26 protein-coding genes are annotated in these 24721 nt (G+C 60.7%); 14 read left to right on the forward strand and 12 right to left on the reverse strand.

Annotated features, from left to right (window positions below; genetic code table 11):
* Positions 1-27: 27 nt before the first annotated feature.
* The 3 genes from lspA to ACQKKX_RS13525 are packed head-to-tail and all read right to left on the reverse strand — an operon-like array spanning position 28 to position 2677.
* Positions 28-558, reverse strand: a complete 531-nt coding sequence (gene lspA, locus ACQKKX_RS13515) for a signal peptidase II (RefSeq protein ID WP_427571215.1) — start codon at positions 556-558, stop codon at positions 28-30.
* 11 nt (positions 559-569) lie between these two features.
* On the reverse strand, positions 570-1430 hold the full coding sequence (locus ACQKKX_RS13520) for a TrmH family RNA methyltransferase (RefSeq protein ID WP_427571217.1): 861 nt from the start codon (positions 1428-1430) through the stop codon (positions 570-572).
* Entirely contained in the window at positions 1427-2677 is a 1251-nt protein-coding gene (locus tag ACQKKX_RS13525; protein WP_427571219.1) for a class I SAM-dependent methyltransferase, read from the reverse strand. The genes ACQKKX_RS13520 and ACQKKX_RS13525 overlap by 4 nt, the downstream gene beginning before the upstream one ends.
* A gap of 161 nt (positions 2678-2838) precedes the next feature.
* On the opposite strand from ACQKKX_RS13525, the gene ACQKKX_RS13530 reads away from it, so the two are divergent.
* Complete coding sequence (locus ACQKKX_RS13530; RefSeq protein ID WP_427571221.1) at positions 2839-3324, forward strand: CoxG family protein; 486 nt, start codon at positions 2839-2841, stop codon at positions 3322-3324.
* On the opposite strand, the gene ACQKKX_RS13535 is transcribed toward ACQKKX_RS13530, so the two are convergent.
* The 3 genes from ACQKKX_RS13535 to sppA all read right to left on the reverse strand — a co-directional run bounded on the left by ACQKKX_RS13535 (position 3317) and on the right by sppA (position 5061).
* Positions 3317-3649 (reverse strand): LapA family protein, encoded by a 333-nt coding sequence (locus ACQKKX_RS13535; protein ID WP_427571224.1) that lies wholly within the window; start codon positions 3647-3649, stop codon positions 3317-3319. The genes ACQKKX_RS13530 and ACQKKX_RS13535 overlap by 8 nt on opposite strands.
* A gap of 122 nt (positions 3650-3771) precedes the next feature.
* Positions 3772-4077 (reverse strand): integration host factor subunit beta, encoded by a 306-nt coding sequence (locus ACQKKX_RS13540; protein ID WP_306837888.1) that lies wholly within the window; start codon positions 4075-4077, stop codon positions 3772-3774.
* A gap of 24 nt (positions 4078-4101) precedes the next feature.
* The gene (gene sppA / locus ACQKKX_RS13545) at positions 4102-5061 is read right to left on the reverse strand and encodes a signal peptide peptidase SppA (protein WP_427571227.1); all 960 of its coding nucleotides are present in this window, start codon (positions 5059-5061) and stop codon (positions 4102-4104) included.
* Between the two features lie 320 nt (positions 5062-5381).
* Between sppA and lptC the strand changes: the two genes are divergently transcribed.
* The 6 genes from lptC (at position 5382) to ptsN (ending at position 10473) form a co-directional block, all read left to right on the forward strand.
* On the forward strand, positions 5382-6005 hold the full coding sequence (gene lptC, locus ACQKKX_RS13550) for an LPS export ABC transporter periplasmic protein LptC (protein WP_427571229.1): 624 nt from the start codon (positions 5382-5384) through the stop codon (positions 6003-6005).
* 9 nt (positions 6006-6014) lie between these two features.
* A complete protein-coding gene (locus ACQKKX_RS13555; RefSeq protein ID WP_427571231.1) occupies positions 6015-6563 on the forward strand; it encodes an LptA/OstA family protein in 549 nt (182 codons plus the stop codon).
* Positions 6564-6577: 14 nt separating this feature from the next.
* Positions 6578-7375 (forward strand): LPS export ABC transporter ATP-binding protein, encoded by a 798-nt coding sequence (gene lptB / locus ACQKKX_RS13560; protein ID WP_427571233.1) that lies wholly within the window; start codon positions 6578-6580, stop codon positions 7373-7375.
* Positions 7376-7530: 155 nt separating this feature from the next.
* Positions 7531-9114, forward strand: coding sequence for an RNA polymerase factor sigma-54 (rpoN, locus tag ACQKKX_RS13565; RefSeq protein ID WP_427571235.1), 1584 nt, complete (start codon positions 7531-7533; stop codon positions 9112-9114).
* Positions 9115-9371: 257 nt separating this feature from the next.
* Positions 9372-9941: a ribosome hibernation-promoting factor, HPF/YfiA family gene (gene hpf / locus ACQKKX_RS13570; protein WP_427571237.1), complete on the forward strand. Its 570-nt coding sequence runs from the start codon at positions 9372-9374 to the stop codon at positions 9939-9941.
* 67 nt (positions 9942-10008) lie between these two features.
* A complete protein-coding gene (gene ptsN / locus ACQKKX_RS13575) occupies positions 10009-10473 on the forward strand; it encodes a PTS IIA-like nitrogen regulatory protein PtsN (RefSeq protein ID WP_427571239.1) in 465 nt (154 codons plus the stop codon).
* 77 nt (positions 10474-10550) lie between these two features.
* Here the strand turns inward: ptsN and grpE are convergent, their stop codons facing one another.
* Together grpE and hrcA are read right to left on the reverse strand one after the other, a co-directional pair.
* On the reverse strand, positions 10551-11174 hold the full coding sequence (gene grpE, locus ACQKKX_RS13580; RefSeq protein WP_427571241.1) for a nucleotide exchange factor GrpE: 624 nt from the start codon (positions 11172-11174) through the stop codon (positions 10551-10553).
* Between the two features lie 101 nt (positions 11175-11275).
* Positions 11276-12358 carry a heat-inducible transcriptional repressor HrcA gene (gene hrcA, locus ACQKKX_RS13585; protein WP_427571243.1) on the reverse strand — a complete coding sequence of 361 codons (1083 nt, stop codon included), beginning with the start codon at positions 12356-12358 and terminating at the stop codon, positions 11276-11278.
* A gap of 160 nt (positions 12359-12518) precedes the next feature.
* Between hrcA and rph the strand changes: the two genes are divergently transcribed.
* The 4 genes from rph to hemW all read left to right on the forward strand — a co-directional run bounded on the left by rph (position 12519) and on the right by hemW (position 15778).
* The gene (gene rph / locus ACQKKX_RS13590; RefSeq protein WP_427571245.1) at positions 12519-13238 is read left to right on the forward strand and encodes a ribonuclease PH; all 720 of its coding nucleotides are present in this window, start codon (positions 12519-12521) and stop codon (positions 13236-13238) included.
* Between the two features lie 281 nt (positions 13239-13519).
* Positions 13520-13924 carry a VOC family protein gene (locus ACQKKX_RS13595; protein ID WP_427571247.1) on the forward strand — a complete coding sequence of 135 codons (405 nt, stop codon included), beginning with the start codon at positions 13520-13522 and terminating at the stop codon, positions 13922-13924.
* A gap of 9 nt (positions 13925-13933) precedes the next feature.
* A complete protein-coding gene (rdgB, locus tag ACQKKX_RS13600) occupies positions 13934-14578 on the forward strand; it encodes an RdgB/HAM1 family non-canonical purine NTP pyrophosphatase (RefSeq protein WP_427571249.1) in 645 nt (214 codons plus the stop codon).
* A 9-nt stretch (positions 14579-14587) separates the two neighbouring features.
* Positions 14588-15778 (forward strand): radical SAM family heme chaperone HemW, encoded by a 1191-nt coding sequence (gene hemW / locus ACQKKX_RS13605; protein ID WP_427571251.1) that lies wholly within the window; start codon positions 14588-14590, stop codon positions 15776-15778.
* 111 nt (positions 15779-15889) lie between these two features.
* On the opposite strand, the gene ACQKKX_RS13610 is transcribed toward hemW, so the two are convergent.
* From ACQKKX_RS13610 to mutM, 4 genes are all read right to left on the reverse strand, one after another.
* Entirely contained in the window at positions 15890-16504 is a 615-nt protein-coding gene (locus ACQKKX_RS13610; RefSeq protein ID WP_427571253.1) for a LysE family translocator, read from the reverse strand.
* A gap of 164 nt (positions 16505-16668) precedes the next feature.
* A complete protein-coding gene (gene dnaA, locus ACQKKX_RS13615; protein ID WP_427571255.1) occupies positions 16669-18249 on the reverse strand; it encodes a chromosomal replication initiator protein DnaA in 1581 nt (526 codons plus the stop codon).
* 847 nt (positions 18250-19096) lie between these two features.
* Positions 19097-19363 (reverse strand): 30S ribosomal protein S20, encoded by a 267-nt coding sequence (rpsT, locus tag ACQKKX_RS13620; protein WP_427571257.1) that lies wholly within the window; start codon positions 19361-19363, stop codon positions 19097-19099.
* Positions 19364-19580: 217 nt separating this feature from the next.
* The gene (gene mutM / locus ACQKKX_RS13625) at positions 19581-20471 is read right to left on the reverse strand and encodes a bifunctional DNA-formamidopyrimidine glycosylase/DNA-(apurinic or apyrimidinic site) lyase (RefSeq protein ID WP_427571259.1); all 891 of its coding nucleotides are present in this window, start codon (positions 20469-20471) and stop codon (positions 19581-19583) included.
* A gap of 166 nt (positions 20472-20637) precedes the next feature.
* Here mutM and ubiE point away from each other — a divergent pair, with 166 nt between their 5' ends.
* The 3 genes from ubiE (at position 20638) to ACQKKX_RS13640 (ending at position 24706) form a co-directional block, all read left to right on the forward strand.
* Entirely contained in the window at positions 20638-21414 is a 777-nt protein-coding gene (gene ubiE / locus ACQKKX_RS13630) for a bifunctional demethylmenaquinone methyltransferase/2-methoxy-6-polyprenyl-1,4-benzoquinol methylase UbiE (RefSeq protein WP_427571260.1), read from the forward strand.
* Positions 21415-21423: 9 nt separating this feature from the next.
* Positions 21424-22986 carry a 2-polyprenylphenol 6-hydroxylase gene (gene ubiB / locus ACQKKX_RS13635; protein ID WP_427571261.1) on the forward strand — a complete coding sequence of 521 codons (1563 nt, stop codon included), beginning with the start codon at positions 21424-21426 and terminating at the stop codon, positions 22984-22986.
* 85 nt (positions 22987-23071) lie between these two features.
* Positions 23072-24706 (forward strand): aromatic amino acid lyase, encoded by a 1635-nt coding sequence (locus ACQKKX_RS13640; protein ID WP_427571263.1) that lies wholly within the window; start codon positions 23072-23074, stop codon positions 24704-24706.
* Positions 24707-24721: the final 15 nt, after the last annotated feature.

Below are 24721 nucleotides of genomic sequence, written 5' to 3' on the forward strand. Positions count from 1 at the left end.
GAATGCTTTCGGACGAAGGTTAACGCTTTAGTTTTCAGGCCCTGCGGTCTTCTTCCTTGTTGAGCCTAAGATTTCATCGAGAATGACGCAGCCGGCGCCGATGGTGATGAAGCTGTCGGCAAGGTTGAAGACAGCAAACGACCAGGTCGATGTATGGAACAGAACGTAATCGATCACGTGGCCATAGAGGAAACGGTCGAACAGGTTCCCGAGCGCGCCGGCAATGATGAGCGCGAAACCGGCATGGGCGAATGTGCGGTCTGCGGGCGTGCGACGCCATAGCCAGATGACGAAGGCGCAGATTGCAAGCCGCATGCTGACGATGAACCAGCCGTCCATGTGATCCAGCATCGAGAAGGCGACGCCGGTATTATAGGTGCGGTAGAGCGCCAGCATGGGCATGACATGCACGGCTTGTTCAAGTGGCAGGTAATGATCGACCGCGATCTTGATGATCTGGTCAAGGATCAGCGCGACGACGATGAAGATCGCAATCGGCAACGGCCGCGAAAGAAGCGCCGGGCGTGCAATCGGGCTGGGGCTGGCGGGTTCGCTCATGCCGGTCCTTTTCAGATTTCCAGGAGATGTCGACGGGCTTCAAACAGCATGACCGCCGTCGCCACCGCAAGATTGAGGCTGTCCGCCAGGCCCTGCTGCGGGATGCGCACCAGACGCGTGGCTGATTTGGCCAGGTTTTCCGGAAGGCCGGACTGCTCGTTGCCCATCAGGATCACCACCGGCTTCTTCGAGTAATCGACCCTGCGATAGTCGACAGTACCGGCAAGGTGCGTGGCGACGAGCTCGGTGCCGGCGTGTTTCTGCCAGGACAGGAATTCTTCGACCGAGGTGCGGATGAGCGGCGTCGCAAAGATCGAGCCCATGGTGGCGCGCACGGTTTCGAGCGAAAACGGATCGGTGCATTCGCCGACCAGAATGACGCCGGATGCGCCGGCAGCATCGGCCGTGCGGATGATCGTGCCGAGATTGCCGGGGTCGCGCACGCGGTCCAGCGCCACAAAGGTCTGGCCGTTTTCCGGGCGGATGTCCGACAGGCGGGTCCACCGGCTTTCGAAGATGCCGACCACCATCTGCGGATTGTCGCGGCGGGTGATCGACGACAGGACCTTTTCACTGACTTCCAGCACGAGGCCGCCATTGGCGACGGTCTTTGCCGCCACCTGCTCGACCAGCGGCTTGCCCTTGGCAGCCTTGGCATAAACCAGCGTACGGATCTTCCAGCCGAGTTCCAGCGCATCGATGACCAGTTTCAGGCCTTCGGCCATGAAGGTCCCGGTTTCTTCGCGGGTCTTCTTGTCCGACAGTGCCTTGATGTCCTTGACGATCGGATTGGCAAGGCTGGTGACTTCCTTCACCTGGCCGACGCGGCGCGGGCCTTCCCGCCTGAAATCGGAACGATAGTCTTCGGTCATTTCGGCACCCAGCGGGAAAAGAGAGAGGTGGAGAGCGCGCGGCCATGATCCTTGCCGTCTATGCCAGCTTCGCGGATGACGAGTTCGCCCGATTCGACGACGCCGCCGGCGCCCCGCATGGTTTCGCGCATCAATTCATGGATGGAATAGAAACTGGCGCGGATGGAATAGGCGGTCAGCACAAGGCCGACAGCCTTGGGAGACAGAAGTTCACGGCAGATATCCAGCATGTTCGGCAGGTGCTCGAACAGGTGCCAGACCTCGCCATTCGGCCCGCGCCCGAATTTCGGGGGATCGGTGAGGATGATGTCGTACTTGCTGCCGCGACGTTCCTCGCGCTGGATGAACTTCATGGCGTCCTCGCAAATCCAGCGGATCGGCGCGCGGTCTAGGCCGGCCAGCGCCTGGTTTTCGCGGGCCCAGCCGATCGCCTTTTTTGAGGCATCGACATGGGTGACCTCGGCGCCGGCACCCGCCGCGACCAGAGAGGCCACACCGGTATAACCGAACAGGTTCAGCACTTTCAGCGGGCGATCGGCCTTCTCCTGCTGTTCCTTGACCCAGGCCCAATGGACGATCTGTTCCGGGAACACGCCGACATGGCGGAAAGATGTAAAACGGCCGAGGAAATCGATGCCGAGAAGCGCGAGCGGCCAGGTTTCGCCAAGCGCGTTTTTGGGGAAACGCCAGCGACCCATGCCATCCTCGTCGGTATCGCCGGTAAAGACGGCATCGGCATCATCCCAGACATGGTCGGGCAGAGCCGGCTTCCACAGCGCCTGCGCTTCCGGGCGCACGATGCAGTAGGGGCCGTATTGCTCGAGCTTCAGGCCATTGCCGGTATCGATCAGATGAAAATCACCGGCACCGGTGGATTCGAGAATGACTGGAATGCGCTCGGGCGGACGCTCGCCATCGCGCTCGATCATCGGGCGCTGTTCGGCTGTAGCCGCCTGGCGTGCCTCGGCTTCACGCAGATTGCCGAACTGCGCGTGTTCGCTGCGTGGATGGCGCGGCTTGGGCTCCGCACGTTGCGTTGCTGGACGACCGGACTTCTGCGGTCCGGGCGCGATTTTCGGAGCCGCGGACCGTACTGAGGCCGGACGTTCAGGGCGCGACGTGGCCGTCGGCTTGCCGCTGGACTTGCCCGACGATTTGCCTGCGGGCAGACTGGAGCCTTTGCCCGCTGTCCTGCCGGCCGGCTTCTCGCCGGGGCGCGATCCCGGTCGCCTTTCCTTGTTCTTCATGGTGTCTTCCCGAGCACGATCAGGCCGATCCGGTCGGGCCTTCCTTTATCTGGCGTGCAAATAGCATTGCCGCGCCCCTTGGCAAAGGGCTTTCCCTTCCGCAGATAGGTGACAAAAGACGGAAATGAACGGCATGACCGCATCTGAGAAGGAGCAGCCCCATGAATGTAACCGGTGAGGAACGCATTGCCGCGCACCGCGACAGGGTATGGGCTGGGCTCAACGACGCCGAAATCCTTAAGCGCTGCATTCCTCATTGCAAGAGCCTGGAATGGCAGTCGGAGCACGAACTTGCGGCCGTCATCCGGATCAAGCTTGGGCCGGTCGCCAGCAATTTCTCCGGAACAATCACGCTTTCGAATGTCAACGCCCCCGCAAGCTACCGGTTATCGGCGGCGGGCAAGGGCGGCATTCTCGGCTTTGCGCAGGGGGCTGCCGATGTGCAACTGATCGAGGATGGCGACGAGACGATCCTGCGTTACGTGGCGGCAGCGGAACTCGGCGGGCGACTGGCGCAGCTCGGTGCAAAACTGATCGGCAGCGCCACCCAACGTCTGGCCGCCCGGTTCTTTTCGGATTTCAATGATGCCGTGAGTGGTCAACCGTCGAAACCGGACGGCGCCTCCGTTGCAGCGAAGCTCACTTGATCCGCAACTGCTTTGCCTCGACCGGCGAGATCGACGGCTTGCCGTTCTGCTGCCACTTGATTGCTTCGCGGGCCTCGGTGCGGGCCTGCTTGCGGTAGCGCCCCTGATTCCACCAGGTCACCATGGAGCCGACGCCCATGCCAAAAATCACCGACAGGAACATCAGGACGAAAAGCGGCGCCGAGACCGACAGAATGCTGTCCTGCGGCTGGAAAGGATTGAGCGCCAAGGTTGCGCTCTGACGGTTGGCCACGCAAAGCACGACCAGCAGGATGCCGAGCGGTACGAAAATCACGAGATTGGCGATTTTTCTAACCTTCGTCATGGTCCCTCTCATCATTCCGAACTGGCGTGAATTCATGCTCCGCCGCAGCCACCCATGCGGCCGCCTTCATGAGCTAGGCCCGAAGAGCAGATTTTCAAGCGACGACGCCGGCCTCGTGAGGCTCAGTCGGCATCTTCCTCGTCGGCGAGATCGGGGTTCAGTCGCTCGCGCAGCTCCTTGCCTGTCTTGAAAAATGGCACCCACTTTTCCTCGACAAAGACCGTTTCGCCCGTGCGCGGGTTGCGACCGGAGCGCGAGGGGCGGTTCTTGACAGAAAAGGCGCCAAAGCCGCGAAGTTCCACGCGGTTGCCGGCGGCAAGCGCGTCAGTGATCTCGTCGAGAACGGCGTTGACGATATTTTCCACATCACGGTGATAAAGATGCGGGTTGCGGGCCGCGACGATCTGCACCAGTTCCGACTTAATCACGATCGTCCCCCAGAAATCATTGAATTATCTGTCACTGCCAACCTGCCAAACGGAAACGAGACCGTCAAGAAACAACTTGTCAGTGCCCCATTGGCGCATTGTCTCCGGCGTCAGACCGGTTTCCACGCCCATCAGCCGCGCCAGATAAATCGCAGCGGTCGGCAGCGAGAAGAAGGACCCGTTGTCCTTCTTTTTCCACTCCTCGACAGGCAAGTCCTTCGAAACACCCTTGGTCTCCAGCCAGGCCCGGATTTCCGCGTCGCCGCCGAGCTGGTCGATCAATTTCGCCTTGAGCGCCTGGCGGCCGGTAAAAATGGAACCATCGGCAAGCTTGAGCGTCTCTTCACGCGACAGGCCGCGTCGCTCGGCCACGAGATCGACGAACCAGTCGTAGCTGTCCATGATCATCGAACGGATCATCGTCTTGGCCTCCTCGCTTGCCGGATGGAAGGGCGACGGTTCGGCCTTGAGCGGTGCCGACTTGATTTCCTGGAGCGACACGCCGAGCTTGCGCATCAGCTCATCGACCTGCGGATACTGGAAAATGACGCCGATCGAACCGGTGATCGAACTTTCGCCGGCAATGATCATGTCACCGGCAGAAGCGATCATGTAGCCCGCCGACGCGGCAAGCGTGCGCACGTCGGAGACGACCGGCTTCTTTTCCGAAACGGCGCGGATCGCCTTGAACAGACGCTCTCCGCCATAGGTCGTGCCCCCCGGAGAGGAGATCGAGACGACCAGCGCCTTCACCTGATCGTTTTTGGCAATAGCATCCAGACGGTCGAGAAGTTCGGTATTGTCGGTGATCATGCCGGTGATTTCGACATGGGCGACATGCGGGCGCACCGTGCCCTTTTTATCGCCCGCGAAAAAGCTGTAGGCGGAAAAGCCGATGGCGATGACGAGGGCGAACGCGGCAACGCGCCAGAATGTCAGCTTGCGGCGCAGGCGGCGTCGATCGGCATAGGCCATGTCATCCATAATCGTCTTCCCTCAGGTGGTCTGTCCGGCTTCTAGAACCCTTCTGGCAAAAAAGGACCCGGCGCGTCGAAAATCAAGAGAAGTGTTCCGCCGCCGCCAAAATAAGGTGGTCGAACGCACGCTTGGCAGCGCCTGCGAATGCGAGTACACGTATTTGTGTCATCCATTATTGTTTGTTGATGACGAATTGCCATATTCACGGTGCATGAGCCGGCTGCCTGATCCCGTAGCCCTTCAATAAGAATGCGGACGCAAGACCGCGTGCCTGGAGAAACCCGCTGCAGACCCTCGACCCCTCCGCTTCCGCCGATAGTGCCGCCTTGCGGCAGAGCCGAGCCTATCGTCTGGCTCTGGCGCATTCGGCGCGTGTGAAGAAGCTGAAAGTGCTGCTGCCGGTCGCGGCGCTGGTCATTTCGCTGATTTTTATCGGCGTCTCATTCATCCGCACGTTTCTTCCGGAAAACCTGACGATCCAGAGCGCCACGATAGAAGACGGAAAGATCGTCATGGAAAGCCCGGCCATTGCAGGACGCAACGACGATGGCGTGAGCTATTCCATGACGGCATCGCGCGCGCTGCAGGACCTTCAGAATCCCAACATGATCTCGCTTGAAAACGTCAAGGCAGCGATGCCGATGAGCAAGGACGTGATCGCCCGTGTCGTGGCAAGTGCCGGCCTTTTTGACCGGGCCACCGACCGCATGCAGCTGACGGCACCTTTCGACGTCAATCTCAGCAACGGGCTGACAGCGAAATTCCAGTCTGCCAATATGGATGTGAAGGCCGGAACGCTGGATACGCCAGATACGATAACAATCTCCACGGCGGAAGCGTCTATTGTTGCAGACTCGATGAAGATAACGGATAAGGGAAAAACCATTACCTTCACGGGCGGGGTCCGGGTCGATCTCGAAGCCGCCTCGCTCAACAACCAGAACAAATAGAGCCCGGCCATGACCCTTCGCCGCTTCCTGATCTCGACGACCGTTCCGGCTGCACTTGCGGCCTGTTTTCTCGCCAGTCCGGCGCTTGCGCAGTCATCAACGCGCATGGAAGGAATGACCCTCTCCAATGACAAGCCGATCCAGATCGAAAGCGACCAGCTCGAGATCCAGGATACCGAAAAGAAGGCTTATTTTACCGGCAATGTGCGTGTGGTGCAGGGCACCACGACCATGCGCGCCGGCAAGATGACCGTGATCTATCTGGGCGAAGGTTCATCGGTGACCGCCGGCGACACGCAGATCGACAAGATCTTTCTCGAAGACACGGTGCATCTGACCTCGGGCGAACAGAACGCTACCGCCGACAACGGTGAGTTCGAAATGGCGTCGCAGACTTTCGTTCTGACCGGCAAGCAGGTGGTGCTGTCCGACGGGCCGAACGTGTTTCGCGGCTGCAAGCTGACCGTGTTGATGAAGACCGGGGAAGCCAAGCTCAATCCCTGCCCCAGCGGCCGCGTGCAGATCCTGCTCGACCCGAAATCGAAGCCCCAGCAGTAACCGCGCGCGCCCCCGTGAAAAAACTTTTTGCCAAACAGCCGAAGCCGGGCCAGCCGGAACCGTTCGACCCGCGCGACAAGGCGCGGTACGAAGGCACGCTGATCGCCCATGGCCTGACCAAGACCTATGACAGCAGACGCGTCGTCAACGGCGTGTCGCTGGTCGTGCGGCGTGGCGAAGCCGTCGGCTTGCTGGGACCGAACGGTGCCGGCAAGACGACGTGTTTCTACATGATCACCGGCCTCGTCGGCGTCGATCTCGGCATGATCGCCATCAATGGGAACGATGTGACCAGAATGCCGATGTATCGCCGCGCGCGGCTGGGTGTCGGTTACCTGCCGCAGGAAGCGTCGATCTTTCGTGGACTGACGGTCGAGGAAAACATCCTTGCCGTTCTTGAGGTTCATCAGAAGGACAGGAAGAAGCGCGCCCGCAAGCTCGACGAATTGCTGGAAGAATTCCACATTGAACGGCTGCGCAAGTCGCCGGCCGTGGCACTGTCCGGCGGCGAGCGGCGTCGTCTCGAAATCGCCCGTGCGCTTGCCACCGATCCGGCCTTCATGCTGCTTGACGAACCCTTTGCCGGGGTCGATCCGATCTCCGTCTCCGATATCCAGAACCTCGTGCGCCATCTGACCGCGCGCGGCATCGGCGTTCTGATTACAGACCATAACGTGCGTGAGACGCTCGGCCTGATCGACCGTGCCTATATCATCCATGCCGGCGAGGTTCTGACGCATGGCCGCGCCGACGACATTGTCAACAATGCCGACGTGCGCCGGCTCTATCTGGGCGACAAGTTCAGCCTCTGATCGTTGATGATGACGACAGGAATCCGGCACCGCCAGTTGTCGGCGCTTGACCAAACCCGTATAAAACGCAATTTTCGGGCCAAGTGAGGATTTCCGTCGCAGAGCGCCGGACAAAACCCACGACTGGGAGACCGTCCGGGAGTTTCGCGTTCATCATGGCCTTGTCCGCCAGCCTTTTTCTGCGACAGAACCAGTCGCTCGTCATGACGCCGCAACTGATGCAGTCGATCCAGCTGCTTCAGATGACGCATATCGAGCTTACCCAGTTCATCGCGCAGGAAGTGGAAAAGAACCCGCTGCTCGATGTCGCCGCCCTCGACACCGATTTTGCCCAGAACGATACGCATGGCATCGCCCCCGGCGCAGAGGCTGCCCCTCTGCGCGACGACCACGAAGGCGAGGATCGGGACGCAGCTTCTGGCGGCGAAGACGATCAGTCCGAATGGTACGACAGCCGCCACGGCCTTGGCGGTGCCCATCTCGTCGAGCAGCTGGATGTTAGTTTTGAGAACGTGTTTCCCGACGACCTGCCGCAGGCACGGCCCGATGCGCCCGAACTGATAAGCCAGTGGAAGTCGATGCCCGGCAGCGAAGGCGGTCAAAGCTACGAACTCGACGATTTCGTCGCCGCACGCGTTAGCCTTCACGACCACGTCGCTCAGCAGGTTCCGCTCCTGCTGAGCGACATCAACGAGCGCGTGGTTGCACGGCACCTGAGCGATCAGCTGGACGATGCAGGTTATCTGCAGGCCGATACCGCGGAAATCGCCGAGCGCCTGGGCGTCGGGATCGCTTTCGTGGAAAACGTTCTTCGAAGCCTGCAGACGCTTGATCCGCCTGGCATATTCTCGCGGTCGCTTGGCGAATGTCTGGCGATCCAGCTGAAACAGAAAGACCGCTACGACCCGGCCATGCAGGCGCTTATCGAACATCTGGACCTGCTGGCCAAGCGCGACTTTGCGACGCTCCGCAGGCTGTGCGGCGTCGAGGACGAGGATCTCATAGAGATGCTGGCGGAAATCCGCCAACTCGATCCCAAGCCCGGCAGCCGCTTCGACACCGTCGTTTCGGAAGCGATCGTGCCGGATGTCGTGGTGCGTTCGGGTGCCGACGGGGGATGGGCGATCGAACTCAACCCCGACACCCTTCCCCGCGTTCTGGTCAATCACAGCTACTTCCGCACGGTTTCCAAGACGGTAACCCGGCAGAGCGACGGTCAGGCATTTCTTTCCGAATGTCTCCAGAACGCCAACTGGTTGACACGCAGTCTCGACCAGCGCGCCCGCACCATCATGAAAGTGGCGACCGAAATCGTCCGCCAGCAGGACGCCTTTCTCGTGCACGGCATCGAGCACCTGCGGCCGCTCAACCTGAAAACGGTGGCGGACGCCATCAAGATGCACGAATCGACCGTCAGCCGCGTCACTTCCAACAAATACATGCTGACGCCGCGTGGGCTGTTCGAACTGAAATATTTTTTCACCGTATCGATCGGTTCGGGTGCCGGCGGCGACGCTCACTCGGCTGAAGCGGTGCGCCACCGCATCCGCCAGATGATTGCCCAGGAAACCGCCGAAGCGGTCCTTTCCGATGACGACATTGTTATCAGTCTGAAGAAGGCCGGGGTCGATCTTGCTCGCCGTACGGTTGCAAAATATCGCGAGGCGATGAACATCCCATCCTCGGTGCAACGGCGGCGCGAAAAGCGTGCGATGGCAAAAATTCCGGCTTCCGGCTGACCCATTCGGACGTCGACAGGCGCTGGTTTCACGGCCGATCGGGGTTCGTTCCGGTTGCAGGATTTACCAAGCGTTGACTTTGTCAGGCGTCAGGGCTAGAAGCCCGCCGCATCGGCTTGGAGATATGTGCCGCACCTTTGATCCCTCAATTATGACCTGACAGCGCAATTTGCCTCATCACCGTGTGTAGAGCTTGGATGCTTCCACGGCTTGGCGTAAACTGGTTCGTGCAAGTCACGACAAGAAGGAAACAATCCATGAGTGTGCGTGTATCTGGAAAGCATATGGAGATTGGCGACTCGTTCCGTCAGAAGATCGAAAGCCATATCGGCGATGCGGTTACCAAATACTTCGACGGGGGATATTCCAGCCAGGTGATTGTCGAGAAGGCGGGTTCTTCCCGCTTTTCGGCAGACTGCAAGATCCATCTGGATTCGGGCGTGGTCTTCCACGCGGCTGGGCAGGCCAACGATCCGCAGCTGAGCTTCGATGCCGCTGCAGAGCGGATCGAAAAACGTCTGCGCCGCTACAAACGTCGCCTCAAGGACCATCATGCCAACGGCAACAGTTCCGAAGACGTCGCCTACGCGATCATGGATTCCATTCCTGATGACGACCAGGAAGTGGCGGAGGACTTTGCTCCGACGATCGTCGCCGAAAGCTCCAAGCAGCTGCGCACCATGACGGTGGCGACCGCTGTGATGGCGCTCGACATGACCGATGAACCGGTTCTTCTGTTCCGCAGCCCGGAAAAGAGCCTGAACATCGTCTATCGCCGCAATGACGGCAATATTGGCTGGATCGACGCCGCCAATATCAAAGGATAACAGACTTGTCGGGAGCGGCTGCGTGCCGCTCCCCTCGCCCCGCTCGGCGGCAAAAGGATGAGAAGAAATGGCTTTGGCAGATCTGCTGCGGCAAGATGCGATTATCCCCAGCTTGAAGGTGAATTCTAAAAAGCAGTTGCTGCAGGAACTGGCTGCCCGGGCTGCCAAACTGACTGGCGTACCCGAGCGTGAGATCTTCGACGTCATCGTCCAGCGGGAGCGTCTCGGCTCGACCGGTGTCGGCCATGGCATCGCCATTCCGCACGGCAAGCTGACCGCCATTTCCCAGATCGTTGGTCTTTTCGCCCGTCTTGACGCGCCCGTCGATTTTGAGGCGCTGGACGACGAGCCGGTTGATCTGGTGTTTCTGCTTCTGGCGCCCGAAGGCGCCGGCGCCGACCACCTGAAGGCGCTTTCGCGTATTGCCCGCGTCCTGCGCGACCAGGATCTGGTCACCAAGTTGCGCGCCACCGAATCTGCGTCGGCAATCTACGCCTTCCTCAACGAGGAACAGGCTTCCAACGCTGCCTGAAACGTTTCGAACTTCAAAACAAAAAGCCCGGGTATCTGCTGACACCCGGGCTTTTTGTTGGATCGATGTTCGAACGATCAGGCCTTGTCGGTAGCTTCCGCAACTTCGGCCTTCGGGCCGCCCTTGGCAACGCCGACCATGGCCGGACGCAGCACGCGATCACCGATCGTGTAGCCGGCCTGCACGACCTGCACGACGGTATTGTTTGGTACGGCCGGGTTCGGCACTTCGAACATGGCCTGATGGAAGTTCGGATCGAACTTTTCGCCTTCCGGTTCGATCTTCTTGACGCCATGGCGTTCCAGCGTCGAAAGCATGGAGCGCTCGGTCATTTCCACGCCTTCGAGCAGCGTGGTGAGGCCCGCATCGGCCGCGGCGCGCATTTCGGCCGGAACGGCATCGAGCGCACGGCGAAGATTGTCGGACACGCCGAGCATGTCGCGGGCAAAGGCGGTGACGCCGTAAACCTTGGCATCCTTCAACTCGCGCTCGGTGCGGCGGCGCAGATTGTCCATATCGGCGGCAAGACGCACGAAGCGATCGCGCAGGTCGGCATTCTCGGCCTGGAGTTCCGCGAGCGGATCGGTTTCGGCGACGTCGGCTTCGACCGCGGCATTCTCCTCCAGCGCAGATGCCACGGCTTCGGCAGTGTTTTCATTGGCTGCCGCGTCAGGGCCGTTGTGGTTTGTTTCGTCGGTCATGACGGTCTCCGGGTGTTCGTGTGAAGTGGCCCCGATATCAGGGTTTGGGCCGAAAAAATCAAGAGTTTGGGGCGATCAAGCGTCAGGCGGCAACAAAGGCCTCAAAGCGGTGCGCGCGACATGCGGGCCAGCAATTGGGCGGTGTAATCCACCATCGGCACGATGCGTGAATAGTTGAGCCTCGTGGGTCCGATGACGCCAACGGCGCCCACGATGCGATCCTCGCCATCCCGATAGGGTGCGACGATGAGCGAAGAACCGGACAGAGAAAAGAGCTTGTTTTCCGAGCCTATGAAGATACGCACACCCGGCCCGCTTTCGGCAAGATCAAGAATCTCGATGAGGCTGTCCTTCTTTTCCAGATCATCGAACAGCAGCCGCAGGCGATCCATATCGTCTGCGCCGTCCAGCCCCTGCAGGAGATTGGCGCGGCCGCGCACGATCAGCTGTGCCGGCTTTCCCTCGCCATTGTCGCCCGACCAGACGGCAAGGCCCCGCGCGACGAGATCCTGCGACAGCGCGTCGAGTTCGCCCTTCACCTGTTGCTGGAGTTTTGCGATCTGGCCGCGCAGGTCCGGCAGGGTCTGTCCGGTCAGATGCGCGTTGACGTAATTGGCGGCTTCGGTGAGCTGCGATGACGTGATGCCGGACGGCAGGTCGATGACGCGATTTTCCACCTGATTGTGCTCGCCGACCAGAATGGCGAGCGCCTTGGTCGGCTCGAGCCGGATAAACTCGACATGTTTGAGCACCGGATCGCTTTTCGAGGTAATGACGATACCGGCGCCGCGCGATACGCCCGACAGCATGCGGCTTGCCTCGGTCAGCATGGTTTCGATCGGCTGGCCGCGATCGGACGCGCGCACTTCACGGTCGATATTGGCGCGTTCTTCCGGCGACAGGTCGCCCACCTGCATGAAGGCGTCGACAAAGAACCGAAGGCCCGTCTGGGTCGGCAGGCGGCCGGCGCTGATATGCGGCGAATAGATGAGGCCGAGTTCTTCGAGATCGCTCATGACATTGCGCACCGATGCCGGCGACAGCGACATCGGCAAAAGCCGTGACAGATTGCGTGAGCCGAGCGGTTCGCCATTTTCCAGATAGCTCTCGACGATGCGCCGAAAGATTTCGCGCGAACGGTCGTCGAGAATGGATTCCGTCGCCGTCGATCTCGAAAACGCCATATGCTTGCCCAACCTGTCTGAAACCTGGCTCTGTGATGGAGATATAATGCTGCCCCGCCTTTGGCAAAAGGGAAAAGCGGTCGCATCCTAACCGGCTTTTCCTTTGCAAAAGCGCCCCCACAGTTCTAGAAACGCGCTCACCATATTCATGGAGTTCAGCATGCGGCCTTCAGGCAGAAAAACCGACCAGATGCGCAAGATCTCGTTCGAGCGCAATTTTTCCAAGCACGCGGAAGGTTCGTGCCTCGTGAAGTTCGGGGAGACGCATGTGCTGTGCACGGCAAGTCTTGAGGAAAAGACGCCGCCGTGGTTGCGCAATTCCGGCAAGGGCTGGGTAACGGCCGAATACGGCATGCTGCCGCGCGCCACCGGCGACCGCATGAAACGCGAAGCCGCATCCGGCAAGCAGGGTGGCCGCACCCAGGAGATTCAGCGCCTGATCGGCCGCTCGCTGCGTGCCGTCGTCGATCTTGAAGCGCTGGGCGAGAAGCAGATTACCATCGACTGCGACGTCATCCAGGCGGATGGCGGCACCCGCACGGCGGCGATCACAGGCGGCTTCATTGCCCTGCATGATTGCCTGAAGTGGATGGAAGCGCGCAACATGGCGAAGGTCGACAAGGTTCTGAAAGACCATGTCGCCGCCATTTCATGCGGTATCTTTGCCGGCCAGCCGGTGATCGACCTTGATTACCTCGAGGATTCGGCCGCCGAAACCGATGCCAATTTCGTCATGACCGGTGCCGGCGGCATTGTCGAGGTGCAAGGGACTGCGGAAGGCAAGCCGTTCAGCCGCGAAGAATTCCTGACGTTGCTCGACCTCGCAACAGCCGGCACGGCCGAACTCGTGGCGATGCAGAAGGCCGCGATCGCGGGCTAAATTGTTTCGGGGTGCCAGCGCGCGCGTCGCCGGTGCCCCGAACCTCGTGTAATCAGCGTGCGATTGCGACGACCTTGCGAGCCGGAGGAAGGATTTTCGCCAGGCACCATCACAGACTTGCGGTCGCGCCGGAGCGCGCAGACAGTCGAGGCGATACTGGCTGCCATCATAAGCATGCCAACCTTCAGGCCGAAGACCACGCCAACCATGCCGCCATAGCTGTCTCTGTATCGATCAGGGCAATTATCCGGGCTGAACGCCATCATACCAGGGAGCGATGCATGATCGATGGCATTCTCGAAACAGCCCTTTATGTCGATGACCTTGATGCTGCCGAAAGCTTTTACGGTAGCCTCCTCGGTCTCGAAAAAGTCCTGCGCGCCGGCAACCGCCATGTCTTTTACCGCTGCGGCCGAGGCATCCTCCTGATTTTCAACCGCAGCGAAACCATCAAGCCACCCTCCCCTGACGCCCTGCCTGTTCCGCCCCATGGCACGACCGGCGCGGGCCATGCCTGCTTCCGCGTCAATGCGGAAGCGATTGACTTGATCGTCGAAAAGCTCAACAAGGCGGGCATCTCCATCGAAAGCGACTTTCGCTGGCCGAACGGCGCGCGATCGATCTATTTCCGCGACCCGGCCGGCAACAGCCTGGAATGCGCCGAACCCAAACTCTGGAGCCTTTGAAGGACTGTCATGCGCAAGCTCGAGACCCGTACGATCGTCGTGGCCAGCCATAATGCCGGCAAGATCCGCGAGATTGCCGACCTGATCGGTCCATTCGGCTTTTCCGCCAAATCTGCTGCCGAACTGCAATTCGAGGAGCCGGATGAGACCGGAACCACATTCGAAGAAAATGCCGCGATCAAGGCACTGGCTTCCGCCAAGGCTTCCGGTCTGCCGGCGCTGTCCGACGACAGCGGCATTGTGATCGACGCGCTGGACGGGGCGCCGGGCGTCTACACGGCCAACTGGGCCGAACGCGAGGATGGCAGCCGCGACTTTCCCTGGGCCATGCAGAAGGTGGAAACCGCATTACAGGAAAAGGGTGCGACCACGGCCGACCGGCGCACCGCGCGTTTCGTGAGCGTGCTGTGCCTGGCATGGCCGGATGGACATACCGAAACGTTTCGCGGCGAAGTCGAAGGCGTCATCGTCTCGCCGCCGCGCGGCAACGATGGTTTCGGCTATGACCCGGTCTTTCAGCCGGTCGGTTACGACACCACATTCGGCGAGATGACGGCGCAGCAGAAGCATGGCTGGAAGCCCGGCGATGCCGAAGCGCTTTCCCACCGCGCCCGCGCCTTCAAGCTTTTTGTCGAAACCTGCCTGGAAGCCTGACGCTACAAGATGGACACCGTGCTCGACCGCCATGCATCGCTTCTGCCCGATACCGGCGAACCCGGTTTCGGGATCTATGTGCATTGGCCCTTCTGTGCCGCCAAATGTCCTTACTGCGACTTCAACAGCCATGTCCGCCACCAGCCCGTCGATCAGGAGCGGTTTACCGCTGCTTTCCTGAAGGAGATGGCATGGATGCGGCAGATGAGCGGACCGAAAACGGTGACCAGCGTGTTCCTGGGCGGCGGTACGCCCTCGCTGATGCATCCGACAACCGTCGCCGCCATCCTTGACGGTATCGCCCGGCATTGGCACATGCCCAACGGCATCGAAATCACCATGGAGGCGAACCCTTCGAGCGTCGAAGCCGAGCGTTTTCGTGGCTACCGCGCCGGTGGCGTCAACCGTGTGTCCTTAGGCGTGCAGGCACTCAATGATCGCGACCTAAAATTTCTGGGGCGTCTGCATGACGTGGAGGATGCGCTGAAGGCGATCAAGCTGGCGCGCGACATTTTTCCGCGCATGTCCTTCGACCTCATCTATGCCCGCCCGAAACAGACCGTGGCCGAATGGGAAGCGGAACTGCGGCAGGCGATCGACCATGCCGTCGACCACCTGTCGCTCTACCAGTTGACGATCGAGGAAGGCACGCCCTTCTACGGCCTGCACAAGGCCGGAAAGCTGATCGTGCCGGACGGCGACCAGTCGGCCGATCTTTACGAGGCGACGCAGGAGATTACCGCACGGTTCGGCATGCCGGCCTATGAAGTCTCCAACCATGCGGTTCCAGGCGCAGAGAGCCGCCATAACCTGACCTACTGGCGCTACGGCGACTATGCCGGCATCGGGCCTGGTGCACACGGCCGGCTGACGCGAGGCTCCTACAAGGTGGCGACGGCGACCGAGCGCAAGCCGGAAGCCTGGCTCGACCTCGTGGAAGCGCAGGGCCACGGCATGGTGGAGCAGGAGATGCTTGGCTATGACGAAATGGCCGACGAACTGCTGCTGATGGGCCTGCGGCTGACAGAGGGCGTCGATCTCGCCCGCTGGAGCCAGCTTTCCGGCCGTGACCCGAACCCGGAGCGCGAGCAGACTTTACTGGAACACGGGTTTATCGAACGCATCGGCAACTCCCGACTGCGCTGCACGCCGTCGGGCATGCTGATCCTCGATGCCGTGGTCGCCGATCTGGCGTTCTAGCCTGCGGTCGTGTCATTGGCTTGCGGGCAAACGCAGCCGACCGGTAGGCTTGCCGTTATCGCTCCGCTCAGAACAAGCACGATGCCGCGCATCCGCCCTGGCCCGATGCCACTATCGCGACAGCATCAACTTCGTGCCGAAGCCCAGGAAGACCATCCCCACGCCCAGATCGATCTTCTTCTTTGCTCTGAGATAGGCTGCAGCGACGCGGCGATGGCTGATAAGGCCGACAAGAAAGGTGTAATACACTGTCGAGACGGTGACCATCACCGTAATGGCGGCAAGGCCATAGAGGAACGGCGTCCCGGCCGGCATGGTGGCGGCAAACAGCGAGGCCACGAACAGCGCCGATTTCGGGTTGGCAAGATTAGTGGCAAGCCCCATGCGGTAAGCCGTCTTCAGGGGGATCTCTGTCTTTTCCCGGGCCAGTTCATCCGGTGGGCCTGCCTGCCGCAGATCTTTGAGGATCTTGAAGCCCAGCCAGACCAGATAAAGCCCGCCGGCGATCTTCAGCGCCAGATAGGCGAAAGGCGCGGCCTGGAACAACACGTTGATACCGAGCCAGCCGGCAATCCCCCAGCACAAGGTTCCCGTCACCGTCCCGCATGACGCGACGATCGCGACCTTGCGCGGCGCCGTCAGTGCATAGCGGATGACGAGCAGGGTGTTCGGACCCGGCGTGATGCAGGCGACGGCCCAGATTGTAGCGACGGAAATCAGAAACATCGATGCGTCCCTCAGGCATAGCCCTTTTTGAAAGACATGCGCCCGCGGGACGATAATGGTCAAGCCAAGGTTTTTGATAGAACGCCCAAGCGCGATGGAGAAGGCTCCGTCGCGCTGGACCGTGTTCCCGGCACATGGCTGGGTCTGGAGACCCCGGCCTATGATCAGGCGTTGTTGTCGTTGATCAGACGCTTCAGGAGTTCGATTTCCTGGCCGAGCTTCGTATCGCCGCCGATCAGTTCCTCGATCTTGCGCACGGCATGCAGAACCGTGGTGTGGTCGCGGCCGCCAAAACGACGACCGATTTCCGGGAAGGACCGCGGCGTCAGCGTCTTGGCCAGATACATGGCGATCTGGCGCGGCTTGACGATGACGCGGGTGCGGCGGTTGGACACCAGTTCCTGGCGCGACACGTTGTAGTGACGTGCAACGATGCGCTGGATGTCCTCGATACGGACGCGCTTGGCGTCACCCGTGCCGACCAGATGGGCCAGCAGCTCATCGACACGCTCGATCGACAGCGATGGCTCGAAGGAACGGCGGAAGATCAGCTGGTTGAAAGCGCCTTCCAGTTCGCGGCCGCTATTGGCGACATTGCGGGCGACGTGGCTCAAAATCTCATCTGGAATGTCCAGCGACGGATCGTCCTGGCGCGAAATCTCGAGGCGGCGCTTGAGCATTTCGAAGCGCATCTCGTAATCGGGCGTTTCCATCTCGATATTGACGCCACCCTGGAGACGCGAGCGAACGCGGGTGTCGAGCGATTCCAGCTCCCACGGCGCACGGTCGGCAGCAACGACGACCTGCTTGGCACTGTCGAGCAGCATGTTGAGAAGATGACAGAACTCGTTCTGGATCATCTTGCCCTGCAGGAACTGCATGTCGTCGATGATCAGAAGGTCGATGTTGCGCAGCGATTCCTTCAGCGTCAGGGCATCGTTGTCGCGAATGGCCGTAGCGAAACGCCACATGAAATATTCGGCGGTCAGATAGACGACGCGCGGATTGCGGTCGCTGCCTACGGCGGCATTGGCGATCGCCTGCAGGAGATGGGTCTTGCCTAGACCGACGCCGGAATGGATGAAGAGCGGGTTGAAACGCACGGCATTGGCACCGGCATCCGCAATGGTGCGGGCGGCGGCAAGTGCAACGCGGTTGGACGGGCCTTCGACAAAGGTGTCAAACGTGTAGCGGCTGTCGAGCGGCGAACCGAACAGCGGACCGCCGGAAGACGCCTGGCGTGTGGCCGAAGGAAGAGCGGCGGCAGCAGCCTGAACGGGCGCCGAAAAGGATGCGATCTGACCGATTTCGCGCGGCGGCGGGCGACGGACGGGCTGGGCAGCAGGCACGGCCTCGGCAGCCGGACGCTCTTCTACACCGGCGCGGCCAGGCCGGCCTGCGGTACGCACCAGGATTTCGACCTTGAGGATTTCGGAATCCTCGGCCTGCATGATCGTGGTAATGAGATCGAGATAACGATTGTTGATCCACGATTTCAGAAACGTCGTGGGAACGCTGAGGCGAACAACGCTCTTGGATACGGAATGGAGCTTGAGGCGTCCGAACCAGCTCGTGTAGACTTCAAGGCCAACCTGCGCCTTGAGGCGCGCGCTGAACCGCTCGAAAAGAGCATCATTCTGCATTTCAGACTTATCCCCTGCCGCCTGGGAGCAAACTGAACCTAACGCCTGCGGTACGGTGTCGCTTTCGCCAAAAGCCCGGATCGGAGCCGTGTTCATCTGCATTGCTGTGCCGCCTTCCAATATTACGCATGCCCGGCGAGACTATGTGTACCGCCAGGTCGAACTCGTTAAATTGCGCTCCGCCCGTCCCCTCGTCAAAGACCGGCGTCCGCAGTCATTATTCAAATGCTCCGTGGACCTGTGATCCAACCAGAACCTGCCAGAAGCTCTTAATCGCGAAGCTTCAGATCGCATCGGGTAAACGACGCGACCGAAACATCCCATCCTCGCTACGGGACGTCACTCTACTCTGTCCAAGGGGCCGACCGGCGGCCCCATGCATTCGGCAATAAGCAGCCGCGCCGGAATCTCGAAGGATTCACGGTACACAACCGCTGATTATATGAAAAAACGGAAACATAACTTCCGTCCCAAGAGTCTAGAGCGGTGTTAAAACCCCTCTATACTAGGATGTTTGCCGGCGTTCCCGACAACTCCCCGCGCCCCTTGTTGAAAGCCATTTAGGCAGGATCACATGGCAAGATCAACAGCGAATTTTAAGCAAAATTGGAGAGCGGCCGTTGACTCTTCTGGCCCGGTCGGCATCGATTTAAGTCCTTGTTCGAGAATCTCTTTTGAATCAACGGGATTCAAAAATGGCAGGATTACGGGACCCGCGATAAGCGAAAAAATAAAAATTCGCTTGACTCGAAATCGGACAGCCCGACCAGTGCAAATATCGGTGGAACACTCCCTTTCCTTCCATAAGCTTTTGATTTTGAACGAATTTTTATGTCATCGGCTTGTTATCAATTCGTCAAATACGAGGAGAAACATTCGCTCATAACGCGAACGCGAAAAAGCCCGGTCAACGACCAGGCTTCATTCATGACAGCGATTTTAACGCTGATTAGGCCGACAGAGCCTTAACGCGCTTGGCAAGACGCGAGACCTTGCGGTCGGCCGTATTGCCGTGCATCACACCCTTGGTGGCGGCGCGCTGGATTTCCGGCTGAGCGGCCTTGAGGGCTGCTGCTGCAACCGTCACGTCGCCCGATGCGATCGCTTCTTCGACCTTGCGGATGAAGCCACGGACGCGCGAACGGCGAGCCTTGTTGACTGCGGTACGGCGAGCGATCTTGCGGGTCGCCTTTTTCGCCGAAGTTGTATTGGCCATCTCATGCCTCTCTACGAATTCGAACCAAAACTCCACCATCGCCACGCAGGGTCGTTGCGACCTCACCATTCAGCAATTCGGGAGCAATAGAGGAAGCCGTGATCGGGCTTTCCCAACTGTGGAGCGGCGTATAACCCTAATGGGCGCAGTCGTCAACGCGCAATTTCGCCGGTTTTGCCCGGATTGCGAGTCTTTTCTCTGCTCGAGGCGTCGAACCTCACCGCTGGCATTGCGGGCAATAGAAAGACGAGCGGCCGGCCTGGGTGACGCGCTGGATCGTGCCCGCGCAGCCTGGGGTGCGACAGGCTGTGCCTTCCCGGTCGTAGACGAAAAAGGAATGCTGGAAATAGCCCAGCGTGCCATCGGTCTTTATATGGTCCCGCAGTGACGAGCCGCCGGCGGCAATGGCATCGGCAATGACCTCGCGAACGGCCTGTGTCAGCGCCACAAGCTGTTTCTTGGGTCTGCCGGTAGGCGTGACGATAGTTCCCGATGCGCGCAACGGCGACAGGTGCGAGCGCCACAGCGCCTCGCAGACATAGATATTGCCAAGACCGGCAATATTGTTCTGGTCGAGCAGCGCGCTTTTCAGCGGCTGGATCTTTCCTGAAAACCGTCTGGCGAGATGATCGGCATCCAGAATATTGCCGGTCGGTTCGGGCCCAAGGCCGACGAAGGCCGGATAGGCATCAAGCTGCGTGCGCTTCCACAAATGCATGAAGCCGAAACGGCGCGGATCGTTATAGATAATGCGCATCGGGCCCGCGGCCGTCTGCAGATGAAAGACGACGTGATCATGCTTTTCGTCCTTGGAACGAGCATGATGGAAATTGCCGGGCAGCCGTTCGCCTCCTCCTTCCTCTATGCGAAACGAACCGGACATGCCGAGATGGGCAATGATGGTTTCCCCGTCATCGAGATCGATCAGTAGATATTTGGCGCGACGGCCGAGCGCCTCGATGCGTCGCCCCGCGACCCGCGCCTCGAACCGTTCGGGAAAGGGAAAGCGCAGGTCCGGGCGGCGAAGCTCCAGCCGGGTAATGACGCCCCCCTCCATCACCGGTGCCAGCCCCCGACGGACGGTTTCGACCTCTGGCAATTCGGGCATGGCTTTCCTAACTTCCTGTTTCAACGGCCGGCGGACTGCTCTATAGACCAAGCGAACATGGCCTTGCGCCAAAGCGCCCGCGTTTGACGGAACAGATAGTGCGGGCCGCGTGCATTCGCTATGCCTACCCGACCGATACGCAGGTTTGAAAGAAGAGGACAATTCCATGGCTGACACCCGAACCCAGGCAGACGGCGGCATGGAAACCTCCTATGGCTTTCGCGAGGTCGGCAGCGGCGAGAAACAGGGTCTGGTCAACGACGTCTTCCACAAGGTCGCAAAACGCTACGACGTGATGAACGACGTCATGTCGGTCGGCATGCACCGTGTCTGGAAGGATGCGATGATCAGCGCGCTCAACCCGCGCAGGGATGCGGACTACCGGTTTCTCGATGTGGCCGGCGGCACGGGCGACATTGCCTTTCGCATCGTCGAGGCTTCCGGCCGGCAGGCAAGCGGCACTGTTCTCGATATAAACGGCTCGATGCTGGCCGTGGGCGCCGAGCGCGCCGCCAAGAAGAAGCTGGCCGACAACCTGACCTTCGTAGAGGCCAATGCCGAAGACCTGCCGTTCGAAAACAATTCCTTTGACGCCTATACGATTGCCTTCGGCATTCGCAACGTGCCGCGCATCGATGTAGCACTGTCGGAAGCGTTTCGCGTGCTCAAGCGTGGTGGACGGCTGCTGGTGCTGGAATTTTCGGAAGTGGAAATGCCGCTTCTTGAGCGCGTCTATGAGGAATGGTCGTTCAAGGCCATTCCGCAGTTCGGCAAGATGATTACCGGCGATGCCGAACCCTACCAGTATCTGGTGGAATCGATCCGCAAATTTCCCAATCAGGAAAATTTTGCGACGATGATCCGCACCGCCGGGTTTTCCCGCGTCAGCTTCACCAACTATACCGGCGGCATTGCCGCGCTGCATTCCGGCTGGAAGCTGTAAGGGCAAAGCATGAGCACGATCGGCGCCTATTTCCGCCTGGCCCGCGTTGGCTGGGTCCTCGTCCGCGAAGGCGTCGTCTCCGCCTTGCCGACGCAGGGCCTTCCGCCTGCTCTAGCGCTTGCCAAGTCGCTGACCACCATCTTCGTCAAACCGCGTTCCATCAAGGAAAGCCGCGCCGAGCGGCTGGCCCGCGCCGTCTCGCGGCTAGGGCCCTCCTATGTCAAGATCGGCCAGTTCCTCGCGACCCGGCCCGACGTGGTCGGCGTCGACTGGTCCGCCGATCTGGCCCTGCTGCAGGACCGCATGGCGTTCTTCCCGACCGCGATCTCCAAGATCCAGATCGAGACGTCGCTCGGCCGGCCCATCGACGATCTCTACACGGCCTTCGGCGAGCCGATTGCCGCTGCCTCCATCGCGCAGGTGCATCCGGCAGAAGTCGCGGGCAAGAAGGTGGCGGTGAAAGTGGTGCGCCCCGGTGTGCGCCAGCGCTTCGCCAATGATATCGAGGGCATGTATCTCGTCGCCCATATGCAGGAACGGTTCATGCGCTCCTCGCGGCGCCTGCGCCCGGTCGAGGTGACGCGCACGCTTGAGCAGACCACCAAGCTGGAAATGGACCTGCGGCTGGAAGCGGCTGCCCTTTCCGAGATTGGCGAGAATACCAAGGATGACCCCGGTTTCCGCGTTCCGAACGTGGACTGGGAGCGCACCGGCCGCGACGTCATCACCATGGAATGGATCGACGGCATCAAGATGTCGAATGTCGCGGCTTTGCGCGCCGCCGGCCACGACCTCGATCTTCTTGCCGAAACGTTGATCCAGTCCTTCCTGCGCCATACGCTGCGCGATGGCTTCTTTCATGCCGACATGCATCCGGGCAACCTGTTCGTCGACCCGCAAGGCATGATCGTTGCCGTCGACATGGGCATTGTCGGGCGGCTGGGCAAAAAGGAACGGCGCTTCCTTGCGGAGATCCTCTACGGTTTCATCACCCGGGATTACATGCGGGTCGCGCAGGTACATTTCGAGGCCGGCTACGTTCCGAGCCATCACGACATTGCCAGTTTCGCGCAGGCGATCCGCGCTATCGGCGAACCGATCCACGGACAGCCGGCAGAAACCATTTCCATGGCTCGGCTTCTGGCGCTGCTGTTCGAGGTCACCGATCTGTTCGAGATGGAAACCCGCCCCGAACTGATCATGCTGCAGAAAACCATGGTCGTGGTCGAGGGCGTGTCGCGCATGCTCAACCCGCGCTTCAACATGTGGAAGGCTTCCGAGCCGGTGGTCGGCAACTGGATACGGGACAATCTGGGCCCCAAGCGGATCATGACCGACCTCAAGGACGGCATGACGGCAGCGATCAAGCTGGCCGAAGCCCTGCCGGAAATCGCCGCCAAAACCGAAAAATTCCATGGCCAGCTGTTGCAGATGAGCGAACATGGCCTGCGCTTCGACACACAGACTGCGGAAGCGATCGGTAAGGCGGAGGCGCGCCATACACGATCGGGACGACTGGCGCTTTGGGTGATCGCCATCGCACTGGTTTCGATTGCGATCATGCTGGCCTGACGGCAACGTCGAGGAACGGCATATTGTCACCATAGGACACGATTGGACAGAAGCGGTTTGCAGTAGACCCGCGCATGGGGAGAGAATGGCAAGGTCTGGCGCGCATGACAGCAGGCAATCCGCAAGGCCGGGTCCAGCGACCGGTGCCGCCGACCCGCATGCCGTCATCGAACTCACCGGCCAGCCGCTCGGTTTTCCCGAACTGATCCGCATCGGCGAAGGATCCGCGCAGGTGACGGCTGATCCGGATGGATTGGAGCGGGTGCGCGTCGCCCGCGCGGTTTTGGAAAAGGCGATCGATGACGGCATTCCCGTCTATGGCGCGACGACCGGCGTCGGTGCCATGAAGGATGTTGCCTGGTCGCCCGAAGAGCTGGATGCCTTCAATCTCGGTCTTGTGCGCGCCCACCACTTCGGCACCGGCGAACCGTTTTCCATCTCGGTCGTGCGCAATGCGATGGCGCTGCGCGTCAATACGGCGCTCACCGGTTATGTCGGCTGTTCGACGGATCTGGTCGGGGCCTATCTGGCGCTTCTGGCCGCCGATGTCATTCCGGTCGTCAGGCGCACCGGCTCGATCGGTTGCGCCGATATCGGCCTGATGGGCCAGATCGGGGCGGTGCTGACCGGCGTCGGCGAAGCGCATTACAGGGGCCGACGCCTGCCGGCCGCGCAGGCATTTTCCGAAGCGGGTCTTGAACCTTTCCGGATGGCGCCACGCGATAGTCTTGCCTCGCTCAGCGTCAATTCCGTCAGTTTCGCCGCAGCGGCCGAAGCGACGCGGGCAGCGGCCGGAGCAATCCGCGCCATGCTGGCGACCGGGCTCGCCGCCTCCGCGGCCATGGGCGCTTCGCGCGACCCGTGGGTGGCGGTCACGCATGTCGGCACGCCGCGTGAAAAAATGATCGGCGCATGGCTCTGCCGCGCCTCCGACGGCTGGAGCGATGCAGGGCAGGACTGGCCGGTCGCCACGCATGTGCAGGACCCGCTGAGCCTGCGCATGATCGCTCAGGTGTTCGGATCCGTGTTCGAGGCGGTGCTGACGGCCGGGCATAAGGTGCTGGCAGCGACCGGCCGCTCGGACGACAATCCGGTGATTGCCGAGGGGCGCGTGCTGACCTCGGGCGGGTCGCTGCCGCTCGACGTCACGGTTCTTCTCGAATCCGCTTCGCTTACCATGGCGCATGCGGCCCGCAACGCCTTCAACCGCTGCGTCCTTCTCGGAAACGGTCAGCGCCGGGACCTGCCCGTCAATCTCGTGCCGCCTGGACGTATCGCCACCGGTTTCGGACCGATCATCAAGCTCGCCGGCGAAATCTTTTCGCGTGTATTGTCGATGACCAATCCTGTATCGGCGCAGTCGCTGGTCGTTTCCGGCGGCATGGAGGACGAGGCGGCGTTCCTGCCGCTGGTGATCGAGCGGTTCGAGCGACAGACGCAGGCCTTGAAACGTCTGGCGGCGCTGGAGGCGCTCTTGGCCGCGCAAGCGATGGACATTTGCGGCGACAGGCCAGGCGGGGCCGCGAAACTGGTCTATGACGTTGTGCGCCGCCATGCCGCCTTCTACACGGTCGACCGTCCGCTTTCGGCAGAGGTCGAGGCGATTGAGGACGATCTGTCTGCGGACGCTTTTCTGACCGACCTGATCGCCATTTCGCCGATCCATGCTATCGATGACTTCTTCGCGCTGGGAACGCCTGGCAGACCCGCGGCCGCGTGAGGCAGGAGACAGACG

The organism is Neorhizobium sp. NPDC001467 (genome assembly GCF_050275975.1).
Taxonomy (GTDB): Bacteria; Pseudomonadota; Alphaproteobacteria; order Rhizobiales; family Rhizobiaceae; genus Neorhizobium.